The 10,535-nt window shown below is 69.8% G+C and carries 8 protein-coding genes and 1 pseudogene; 3 read left to right on the top strand and 6 right to left on the bottom strand.

The window, feature by feature from the left end; genetic code table 11:
• Positions 1-130: 130 nt before the first annotated feature.
• Positions 131-805, bottom strand: coding sequence for a Crp/Fnr family transcriptional regulator (locus tag ACFVYR_RS25575; protein ID WP_016642758.1), 675 nt, complete (start codon positions 803-805; stop codon positions 131-133).
• Between the two features lie 359 nt (positions 806-1,164).
• Here ACFVYR_RS25575 and nth point away from each other — a divergent pair, with 359 nt between their 5' ends.
• From nth to ACFVYR_RS25560, 3 genes and pseudogenes are all read left to right on the top strand, one after another.
• A complete protein-coding gene (gene nth, locus ACFVYR_RS25570) occupies positions 1,165-2,241 on the top strand; it encodes an endonuclease III (RefSeq protein WP_389612721.1) in 1,077 nt (358 codons plus the stop codon).
• 560 nt (positions 2,242-2,801) lie between these two features.
• Positions 2,802-3,458, top strand: a pseudogene (locus tag ACFVYR_RS25565) (NUDIX hydrolase); the annotation flags it as partial.
• A 48-nt stretch (positions 3,459-3,506) separates the two neighbouring features.
• A complete protein-coding gene (locus ACFVYR_RS25560) occupies positions 3,507-4,712 on the top strand; it encodes a MarP family serine protease (protein WP_384258404.1) in 1,206 nt (401 codons plus the stop codon).
• 93 nt (positions 4,713-4,805) lie between these two features.
• Here the strand turns inward: ACFVYR_RS25560 and ACFVYR_RS25555 are convergent, their stop codons facing one another.
• From ACFVYR_RS25555 to acs, 5 genes are all read right to left on the bottom strand, one after another.
• Complete coding sequence (locus ACFVYR_RS25555; protein WP_384258402.1) at positions 4,806-4,994, bottom strand: hypothetical protein; 189 nt, start codon at positions 4,992-4,994, stop codon at positions 4,806-4,808.
• Positions 4,995-5,145: 151 nt separating this feature from the next.
• Positions 5,146-6,087, bottom strand: coding sequence for an alpha/beta fold hydrolase (locus ACFVYR_RS25550; RefSeq protein ID WP_384258400.1), 942 nt, complete (start codon positions 6,085-6,087; stop codon positions 5,146-5,148).
• A complete protein-coding gene (locus ACFVYR_RS25545; RefSeq protein WP_384258398.1) occupies positions 6,084-6,581 on the bottom strand; it encodes a phage holin family protein in 498 nt (165 codons plus the stop codon). The genes ACFVYR_RS25550 and ACFVYR_RS25545 overlap by 4 nt, the downstream gene beginning before the upstream one ends.
• A gap of 52 nt (positions 6,582-6,633) precedes the next feature.
• Positions 6,634-8,034, bottom strand: a complete 1,401-nt coding sequence (nhaA, locus tag ACFVYR_RS25540) for a Na+/H+ antiporter NhaA (protein ID WP_384258395.1) — start codon at positions 8,032-8,034, stop codon at positions 6,634-6,636.
• Positions 8,035-8,265: 231 nt separating this feature from the next.
• Positions 8,266-10,227: an acetate--CoA ligase gene (gene acs, locus ACFVYR_RS25535; RefSeq protein WP_384258393.1), complete on the bottom strand. Its 1,962-nt coding sequence runs from the start codon at positions 10,225-10,227 to the stop codon at positions 8,266-8,268.
• Between the last annotated feature and the right edge of the window lie 308 nt (positions 10,228-10,535).

The raw sequence follows: 10,535 nt of genomic DNA, 5'->3' as shown, positions 1-10,535 counted from the left end.
AAACGCTCGGCTGGGAAACCCCAGCCGAGCGCCTCGCTAAGCTCCTGGCAACAGCCAGTTGATCACCGTGTTGCGACGACCCCTTGAATTCGCCCAGGGAGGCGGGGCCCATCGGCGTACGGACACGGCGTCAGCGCGACCGCTTGGCCAGCCGCTCGACGTCGAGCAGGATCACGGCGCGGGCCTCGAGCCGCAGCCAGCCGCGTCCGGCGAAGTCGGCGAGCGCCTTGTTGACCGTCTCGCGGGAGGCGCCGACCAGCTGGGCGAGCTCTTCCTGCGTGAGGTCGTGCACGACGTGGATGCCCTCTTCGGACTGCACGCCGAACCGGCGCGACAGGTCGAGGAGCGCACGGGCCACACGGCCCGGCACGTCGGAGAAGACGAGGTCGGACATCTGGTCATTGGTCTTGCGAAGGCGCCGGGCGACGGCGCGCAGCAGCGCGGCGGCCACCTCGGGGCGGGCGTTCAGCCAGGGCTGGAGGTCGCCGTGGCCGAGGCCGAGCAGCTTGACCTCGGTGAGGGCGGACGCCGTGGCGGTCCGGGGGCCCGGGTCGAAGAGCGACAGCTCTCCGATGAGCTCGCCGGGGCCGAGCACCGCGAGCATGTTCTCGCGGCCGTCGGGCGAGGTGCGGTGGAGCTTCACCTTGCCCTCGGTGACCACGTACAGGCGGTCTCCGGGGTCGCCCTCATGGAAAAGCGCATCCCCGCGCGCGAGCGTCACCTCACTCATGGAGGCGCGGAGCTCCGCGGCCTGCTCGTCATCGAGCGCCGCGAAGAGCGGGGCGCGCCGCAGAACGTCGTCCACGAGTTCTCTCCTTGTCGACCTGCTCAGGGGATCTTGCTTCCCCCGCATATCAGGGGACCGTGTTCCCCATTTTGCCGGACTGTCCAAACAGTGTGATCAGTCACAAGTCTGCCGCACTGGCGTCGCAAGCTGTGCGGGAGGGGGCCAATTGGGGGCCGATCCATGGGGTCAGGGACGGATGTCAGTGCCGGGCTCTAGGCTGGCCGGGTGTCCAAAAAGCCGGTGAGAGCGCAGGCCGAGGGGGCTGAGCAGGTGAGCGCACCTCGCGATTCCGCTGTGGGCGAACAAGCGTCCGACGCCCTCGATAAAGCGACGAAACGGACAGTATCCCTGTTGTTCCCGGCGAAGAGGTCGGCCCTGTGAACGCAAAGAAGACGACACCTGCGGTGACGACGCCGACGGCCGAGAAGGCCCCGGCGAAGAAGGCGGCAGCGAAGAAGACGCCCGTGAAGAAGGCGCCTGCGGCGACGGCGTCAGCAAAGAACACAGCAGCAAAGAACACAGCAGCAAAGGCGACCCCTGGCACGGAGACCGCTGCGGAGAAGACGCCTGCGGAGAAGAAGCCCGCCAAGAAGGCCCCTGCGAAGAAGGCCGCCGCCAAGAAGGCCACCGCCAAAAAGACCGCCTCACCGGCGCAGAAGCAGGAAGCCCCGACCGCCGACACCGGCACCCGGACGGAGTCCCACGCCGCTCTCGTCCGCCGCGCCCGGCGGATCAACCGTGAGCTCGCCGAGGTGTACTCGTACGCCCACCCGGAGCTGGACTTCGAGAACCCGTTCGAGCTCCTGATCGCCACGGTTCTCTCCGCCCAGACCACCGACCTGCGCGTGAATCAGACGACCCCGCGTCTCTTCGCCGCGTACCCGACTGCGGAGGACCTGGCCGCGGCCGTCCCCGAGGAGGTCGAGGAGCTGATCAGGCCGACCGGCTTCTTCCGGGCGAAGACCAAGTCGATCATGGGCCTGGCCAAGGTGTTGCGGGACGACTTCGGAGGCGAGGTGCCGGGCCGCCTCGACGACCTGGTCAAGCTGCCCGGCGTCGGCCGCAAGACGGCGTTCGTCGTTTTGGGCAACGCCTTCGGAGTACCTGGCATCACTGTGGACACCCACTTCGGACGCCTGGTCCGCCGCTGGAAGTGGACCGAGGAGACGGACCCGGTGAAGGTCGAGGCGGCCGTCGCCGAGCTCTTCCCGAAGAGCGAGTGGACGATGCTCTCGCACCGAGTGATCTTCCACGGCCGCCGCATCTGCCACTCCCGCAAGCCCGCCTGCGGCGCCTGCCCGATCGCCCCGCTCTGCCCGTCGTACGGGGAGGGTGAGACCGATCCGGAGAAGGCGAAGAAGCTGCTGAAGTACGAGATGGGCGGCTTCCCTGGCCAGCGCCTCAAGCCGCCGTCCGACTACCCGGGCAAGCCGGCGCCGCCGCTCGCGGGGTGACACCGACGGCGGACGGAACGAACCGGAGGGGCAAGAGCGTTGTCCAGAGACGGACGGGGGTGCCGATGACGCACGCGAGCGACACGACGAGCACGTACGAGGGTGAGCAGGGGGGCGACAGCCGGAACAGCGGCGTCGCCCGGACCGCGGGCGACAGCACCGGCGACACCCAGCCCACCGGCGGCAGCCACACCGCAGGCGACACCCAGCCCACCGGCGGCAGCCAGCGCACCGGCGACACCCAGCCCACCGGCGGCAGCCACACCGCAGGCGTCGCCCAGCCCGCATGCCGCGGTCAGAACGATGGCGGCAGCCAGACCGTAGACCCCAGCCAGCCCACCGGCGGCGGCCACACCACAGACGTCGCCCCGTCCGCGGCCCCCAGCCAGCCCACCGGCGACAGCCAGCCCGCAAGCGGCGCCCAGCCCCCAGACCCTGCCCAGCCCCCAAACCCCGCCCACCCCACAGCTCACCCCCACCCCACAGCTCATCCCCACCCCACAGCTCACCCCCACCCCGCAGACCATCACCCCCACCCCACAACCCACCCCACCCCCCTCCTCACCACCACCGGCCTCCCCTCCTGGCTCGACCCGGTCGTCCGCGCCGCGCAGACCGTTCAGCCGTTGCAGCTGAGCCGCTTCCTGCCCCCGGAGAGCGGTGCCGGACGGCAGTCCGCCGTGCTCGTCCTCTTCGGAGAGGGCGAACGAGGACCCGAGCTGCTCCTGATGGAGCGCGCCGGATCCCTGCGCTCGCACGCAGGGCAGCCCTCCTTCCCCGGCGGCGCGCTCGACCCCGAGGACGGCGACCCGCAGGGCGAGGGCCCCTTGCGCGCCGCCCTGCGCGAGGCCGAGGAGGAGACCGGGCTCGACCCCCGCGGCGTCCAGCTCTTCGCCGAACTGCCCCGCCTCTTCATCCCGGTGAGCGACTTCGTCGTGACGCCCGTGCTCGGCTGGTGGCGCACTCCGACCCCCGTGGGCGTCGTCGATCCGAACGAGACGGCCCGCGTCTTCACGGTGCCCGTGGCCGATCTCACGGACCCGGCGAACCGGGCGATGGCGATCCACCCCAGCGGCCACCACGGCCCCGCTTTCCTCGTCGAGTCCGCTCTGGTCTGGGGTTTCACGGCCGGCGTGATCGATAGAATCCTGCACTTCGCGGGCTGGGAGCGCCCCTGGGACCGCAGTAGGCAGGTCCCGCTCGACTGGCGCGCATGACAAGGTTGCGTGGAATGGCGACCGCGATGCGAGGCGAGGATTGAATCGGTGAACATGCTGGACGTCCTGCTGCTGCTCGCCGCCGTGTGGTTCGCGGTAGTCGGGTACCGCCAGGGCTTCGTGGTCGGCATCCTCTCGGTGACCGGATTCCTCGGCGGCGGTCTCGTCGCCGTCTATCTGCTGCCGATCGTCTGGGACGCCATGACGGACGACGACGCGGCCGAGGTGAGTACGACCGCGGCGGTGGTCGCCGTCGTCATCGTGATCGTCTGCGCGTCGATCGGTCAGGCCTTCACCACTCACCTCGGCAACAAGCTGCGCCGGTACATCACCTGGCAGCCCGCCCGCGCCCTGGACGCCACCGGCGGCGCGCTGGTGAACGTGGTGGCGATGCTCCTCGTCGCCTGGCTGATCGGCTCCGCCCTCGCGGGTACGACGCTGCCGACCCTCGGCAAGGAGGTGCGGAGTTCCAAGATCCTGCTCGGCGTGTCGCGCGCGCTGCCCGGCCAGGCGGACACCTGGTTCGCGGACTTCTCCTCGGTCCTCGCGCAGAACGGCTTTCCGCAGGTCTTCAGCCCGTTCTCGAACGAGCCCATCAAGGAAGTCCAGCCGCCCGACCCCAAGCTCGCCAAGAGCAAGGTCGCCACGACGGCCAAGCGTTCCATCGTGAAGGTCCGCGGTGAGGCGCGCAGCTGCGGCAAGGTCCTCGAAGGCACCGGCTTCGTCTTCGCGGACCGCCGCGTGATGACCAACGCGCACGTGGTGGGCGGCGTGGACGAGCCGACGATCCAGATAGGCGATCAGAACCAGACGTACGACGCGAAGGTCGTCCTCTACGACTGGGAGCGCGACATCGCCGTCCTCGACGTCCCCGCGCTGAAGGCGCCGCCCCTGAAGTTCACGTCGAAGGACGCGACCAGCGGCGTCGGCGCCATCGTGGCGGGCTTCCCCGAGGACGGGCCGTACGACGTCAGGCCCGCACGCGTGCGTGGTCGCATCACGGCCAACGGCCCGGACATCTACCACCGCGGCACCGTGCACCGCGACGTGTACTCGCTCTACGCGACCGTCCGCCAGGGCAACTCCGGCGGCCCGCTGCTCACGCCCGACGGCGAGGTCTACGGCGTGGTGTTCGCGAAGTCCCTCGACGACCCGGACACCGGCTATGCGCTCACGGCCGACGAGGTGCGCGAGGACATCGAGCGGGGCCGCACCGCCAACCAGGAGGTCGACAGCCAGGGCTGCGCGCTCTAGGACTAGGAGCTGCGCGCTCTAGGACTAGGAACGCTCCCCGGCGACCGGGCTGCCCGGAAGAAGGTGGCGGAGCCGGTCGCGCAGGCGGCGGGGTCAGTCGCGCGTATGCCGAAGGCGCGCGGAGACCCAGCGTGCCCTCCGGCGGAGAATGCGGGGGATGCCCATCGCTTGAGGGGGGCCGTGCCGGCCCTGCTCCTGTAGCCCGCCCCTCTCGCTGCTGTTCAGCGCTGTGGCCGAGCGGCGATTGCGTGCTACGTCACTGTAGTCGTGCGTCCAGCCCATACCCCGACGTGTGCCCGTGCCTCATGGTCGGTAACCGCGCCCAGGGGCCCCAATTGGCCTATGCGCGGGGCAATTGGCGTTCGTAGGACAAGTGTTCCCGCGGGTCCTCAGGAAGGCCCGCCCGAACCCTCGCGGATCGGCGTCCGCCACCTCACCGGTCCGGTTCGGGGTCCTTCAGCCAGTTCACCAGCTCGGTCGAGAACGCCACCGGGTCCTCCTCGTGCGGGAAGTGTCCGAGCCCGTCGAACAGCCGCCAGCGGTACGGCGCTTCGACGTACTCGCCGGAGCCCGCCGCGCTCCTCGTCCGCATCACGGGGTCGAGCGATCCGTGCAGATGCAGCGTCGGCACCCGCACGGGGCGCTTCATGCGGCGGTTGAACTGGATGCCGTCGGGCCGCGCCATCGACCGCACCATCCAGCGGTACGGCTCGATCGAGCAGTGCGCCGTCGAGGGGATGCACATGGCCCGGCGGTACGTCTCCACCGCGTCGTCGTCCGGTAGTCCCGGCCCGGACCAGTCGCGTACAAGGCGGCCCACCAAGGCGCCGTCGTCGGCGACCAACTGACGCTCCGGCACCCACGGCCGCTGGAAACCCCATACGTACGACGCCGCCGCGGTCTGCTTGCGGTCCGCCAGCATCGCCGAGCGCCAGCGCCGCGGATGCGGCATCGAGGAGACGGCGAGGCGGCGCACCAGCTTGGGCCGCATCACGGCCGCCGTCCACGCCAGGTACCCGCCGAGGTCGTGCCCGACGAGCGCGGCGTCCGGCTCGCCGAGGGAACGTACGACACCGGTGATGTCGAGCGCGAGGTTGGCCGGGTCGTAGCCGCGGGGGGTGCGGTCGCTGCCGCCCACGCCGCGCAGATCCATCGCGACGGCCCGGAAGCCCGCGTCGGCGAGCGCGACCATCTGGTGCCGCCACGACCACCAGAACTGCGGGAAGCCGTGCAGCAGAAGGACCAGCGGCCCCTCACCCATCTCGGCGATGTGGAACCGCGCACCGTTGGCGGCGACGTCCCGGTGGGTCCAGGGCCCCTCGACGCGTACGACTGAGGCGGGGGATTGGGCCGATGGAGTGGCGGGGTCCGTCATGAGGACGAGCGTGCCACAGTCGCCCCCGTCTCACCGACTCGCACCTCGACGACACTCGCGGGGCTCACCGCGCGGGGATGCGGCTTGACGTTCCCCAGTACGGCAGCCGTCTCCTTGGCCGACGCGGCGACCTTCTGCGGGCCCTTGCCCTTCTTCGCCTTCTTCGCGAAGACGACGCCGATCAGCGCGAGCAGCCCGGCCACCAGCACATTGGCGGCGAAGGACAGCACGAAGCAGATCGCGAGGTTCCAGTCGCTCCAGGTGCGGATGCCGTAGGCGAGCGCGAAGCTCAGCATCGGCAACGAGAAGATGAGGACCGTGCCGGCCGCGGCGAACGCACCACCGCCGATCGCGCCGCGCTTGACGTCCTGGCGGAGCTGGGCCTTGGCCAGGGCGATCTCGTCGTGCACCAGCGCGGACATCTCGCCGGTCGCCGTGGCGACCAGCTGGCCGAGGCTGCGCTCGGCGCCGACGGGGCCGTCGGGTGAGCTCATCGCGTTCTCCCCTTTATCTCTTCTGATCTCTTCTGAGGTATGTCTGCTCAGATCATGCCGGACCGTTGCCGTCCTTGCGTTCCCCGCCCGAGACTTCGGCAAGCCTGCGATGCTCCGCGGCCTTCTTCTCATAGATGGCGGCCATCCGCAGGTGATAGTCGGGCTTGTCCAGTTCGTAGATGTCGGGGATGCCGTCGAGGTCGTCGTCGCGCTCCTCGTCCTCGCACAGCTTGCGGTACTTGGCATTGCGCACCTTCAGCAGGATTCCGGAGATGACCGCCGCGATCAGCGAGCCCATCAGGACGGCCGCCTTGATCTCGTCGGTGAGCAGCGGGTCCTCGGTGAAGGCGAGTTCGCCGATGAGCAGCGAGACGGTGAAGCCGATGCCGGCCAGCGAGGCGACCGCGAACACGTCGGGCCAGGCCAGGTCGTCGTTCAGCTCGGCCTTGGTGAACCGCGCCGCGAGCCACGTGCCGCCGAAGATGCCGACCGCCTTGCCGATCACCAGACCAAGGACCACACCGAGCGTCTCCGGTTTGGTGAACACATCGCCGAGCGCGCCGCCCGAGACAACCACACCGGCGCTGAACAGGGCGAACAGCGGCACGGCTAGGCCCGCGGAGACGGGACGTACGAGATGTTCGATGTGCTCACCGGGGGAGTGCTGCTCGCTCTCGTCCTCCTTGTGGCAGCGCAGCATCAGGCCCATCGCGACGCCCGCGATGGTGGCGTGGATGCCGCTGTTGTACATCAGGCCCCAGATGACCAGGGCCAGCGGCACGTAGATGTACCAGCCGCGCACCCGCTTCCTGAGCAGCAGCCAGAAGACGGCGAGGCCGACGACGGCGCCGCCGAGCGCCGCGAAGTTGAGGTCGCTGGTGAAGAAGACCGCGATGATCAGGATCGCGAAGAGGTCGTCGACGACGGCGAGGGTGAGCAGGAAGGCGCGCAGCGCGGACGGCAGCGAGGTGCCGATGACCGCGAGGACGGCGAGGGCGAAGGCGATGTCGGTCGCGGTCGGGACGGCCCAGCCGTCCGGCGAGCCGCCGCCCGCGAGGTTGGTCAGGAAGTACACGAACGCAGGTACGGCCATGCCGCAGAGCGCCGCGACGACGGGGAGCGCGGCGGCCTTGGGGTCGCGCAGATCGCCGGCGACCAGTTCGCGCTTGAGTTCGATGCCCGCCACGAAGAAGAAGACGGCGAGCAGCCCGTCGGCCGCCCAGTGCTGGACGGAGAGGTTGAGCCCGAGCGAGCCGGGCCCCAAGTGGAAGCCGCGGACGGATTCGTACGAGCCGCCGGCCGTGTTGGACCAGATCAGCGCGGCGACCGCGGCGGCGAGCAGCAGCACTCCACCGACGGTCTCGGTGCGCAGCGCCTCCGCGACGAAGTTCCGCTCGGGGAGAGAGAGCCTTCCGAGGACCTTGCGGTTGTCGGTGGGGGCGGGCGCGGTCACGAGAATCGACCTCCGGTCGGGTGGGCAGGACGGAGCACATGCCGACCAGACTTCCCGGCGCACCTAGATTCTTCTCGTCGCGTCGTCTTGTTGCGTTACTGACGCGATTCTTAGCCTACCTAACGTACGCCCGGACGTATCCGGTGATCTTCACCTTAAGCACAAGGGGGCCGCCCGGCGCGCTGCCGGACGGCCCCCTTGTGCTTACGCGAACCGTTGGTTTCCCGGGGCTCAGTCCTCGCTCGGAGCGGCCGGGAGCCTCGTCTGAATGAGGTCCATCACGGACGAATCGGTGAGCGTGGTGACGTCTCCGAGCTCGCGGTTCTCCGCGACGTCCCGCAGCAGCCGCCGCATGATCTTGCCGGACCGGGTCTTCGGCAGCTCGGCCACCGGCAGGACCCGCTTCGGCTTGGCGATCGGCCCGAGGGTGGCGCCCACGTGGTTGCGCAGGTCCGCCACGAGCCCCTCGTCGTCGGCGTCGGCCGTGCCCCGCAGGATCACGAATGCCACGATGGCCTGGCCCGTCGTCTCGTCCGCCGCGCCCACGACGGCCGCCTCGGCGACCGCCGGGTGCGAGACGAGGGCGGACTCGACCTCGGTGGTGGAGATGTTGTGCCCGGAGACGAGCATCACGTCGTCGACGCGGCCGAGCAGCCAGATGTCGCCGTCGTCGTCCTTCTTGGCGCCGTCACCCGCGAAGTACCTGCCCTCGAAACGCGACCAGTACGTGTCGATGAACCGCTGGTCGTCGCCCCAGATGGTGCGCAGCATCGACGGCCACGGCTCGGTCAGGACGAGATAGCCGCCACCGCCGTCCGGCACCTCGTTCGCCTCGTCGTCGACGACGGTGGCACAGATGCCCGGCAGGGCGCGCTGGGCGCTGCCCGGCTTGGTCTCGGTCACGCCCGGCAGCGGGGAGATCATCATCGCGCCGGTCTCGGTCTGCCACCAGGTGTCCACGATCGGGCAGGCGTCGCCGCCGATGTTCTTCCGGTACCACATCCAGGCCTCGGGGTTGATCGGCTCGCCGACCGATCCGAGCACCCGCAGGCTGCTGAGGTCGAACTTCGCGGGGATGTCGTCGCCCCACTTCATGAACGTCCGGATCGCCGTCGGCGCGGTGTAGAGGATCGTCACCTTGTACTTCTGGACGATCTCCCAGAAACGGCCCTGGTGCGGGGTGTCGGGGGTGCCCTCGTACATCACCTGCGTCGCGCCGTTCGCCAGCGGCCCGTACGTGATGTACGAGTGGCCGGTGACCCAGCCGATGTCGGCCGTGCACCAGTAGACGTCGGTCTCGGGCTTCAGGTCGAAGACGGCGTGGTGGGTGTAGGCCGCCTGGGTGAGGTAGCCGCCGGAGGTGTGCAGGATGCCCTTCGGCTTACCCGTGGTGCCCGAGGTGTAGAGGATGAAGAGCGGGTGCTCCGCGTCGAAGGCCTCGGGGGTGTGCTCCGCGGACTGCTTCTGCGTGATCTCGTGCCACCACACGTCGCGGCCCTCGGTCCACGCCACGTCCTGGCCGGTGCGGCGCACCACGAGGACGCTGCTCACACCGTCGACGCGGCCCACGGCCTCGTCCACGGCCGGCTTGAGCGCGGAGGGCTTGCCGCGGCGGTAACCGCCGTCCGACGTGATGACGACCTTGGCGTCGGCGTCCTCGATGCGCTTGGCGATGGCGTCCGCGGAGAAGCCGCCGAAGACCACCGAGTGCGCGGCGCCGATACGGGCGCAGGCCAGCATCGCGATGACCGCCTCGGGGATCATCGGCAGGTAGACGGCGACACGGTCGCCCTTGGTGACGCCGAGCTCGGTCAGGGCGTTGGCGGCCCGGCTGACCTCGTCCTTGAGCTCGGCGTAGGTGATGGCCCGGCTGTCACCGGGCTCGCCCTCGAAGTGGATCGCGACGCGATCGCCGTTGCCCGCCTCCACGTGGCGGTCGACGCAGTTGTACGCGACGTTGAGCTTGCCGTCGGCGAACCACTTGGCGAACGGCGGATTCGACCAGTCCAGCGTCTCGGTCGGCTCCGTGGCCCAGGTCAGTCGGCGCGCCTGCTCGGCCCAGAAACCGAGCCGGTCGGCCTTGGCCCGCTCGTACGCCTCCGCGGTGACGTTGGCGGCGGCCGCGAGCTCCGCCGGCGGCGCGAAGCGACGCTCCTCCTTCAACATGTTGGCGATGGACGGACGTTCGCTCATGTGCAAGCTCCCAACATGCGGCATCACACCGGGCCCGGCGTGGTTTAGACCAATATCGTGACCGGTCGGATTCTTTAGGTCGCGTGGGGAGTTGGTCAACCCCCTCCCGATCCTGGCACTCGGCTCCCGGTAAAGACAGGGGTGCCCGGTGTGTCACGAAGACAGGCGTTGTAGGCCAGCGTCGCACCAGCCGGTTCGTGGGCTTCTACCGGGGCGATACCGGGGCGACACCGGGGTGGGAGTGCCGAAATGTCGGCTGTTGGGTGCCGGAATACTGGCTGTCGGGGGGAACCCTGACCCGGGTCCCC

Origin of the sequence: Streptomyces sp. NPDC058284 (assembly GCF_042881135.1) — a bacterium.
In the GTDB taxonomy this organism is placed as follows: domain Bacteria; phylum Actinomycetota; class Actinomycetes; order Streptomycetales; family Streptomycetaceae; genus Streptomyces.
Note: the sequence above shows the minus strand (reverse complement) of the source record. Positions and strands in the feature narration are given on the sequence as shown.

What these genes read in the sequence shown, in the direction of transcription:
- ACFVYR_RS25545 (WP_384258398.1), bottom strand. Translation starts at nt 6,581, where the DNA reads ATGAGCTCACCCGACGGCCCCGTCGGCGCCGAGCGCAGCCTCGGCCAG.
- ACFVYR_RS25550 (WP_384258400.1), bottom strand. Translation starts at nt 6,087, where the DNA reads ATGACGGACCCCGCCACTCCATCGGCCCAATCCCCCGCCTCAGTCGTA.
- ACFVYR_RS25555 (WP_384258402.1), bottom strand. Translation starts at nt 4,994, where the DNA reads ATGGGCTGGACGCACGACTACAGTGACGTAGCACGCAATCGCCGCTCG.
- acs (WP_384258393.1), bottom strand. Translation starts at nt 10,227, where the DNA reads ATGAGCGAACGTCCGTCCATCGCCAACATGTTGAAGGAGGAGCGTCGC.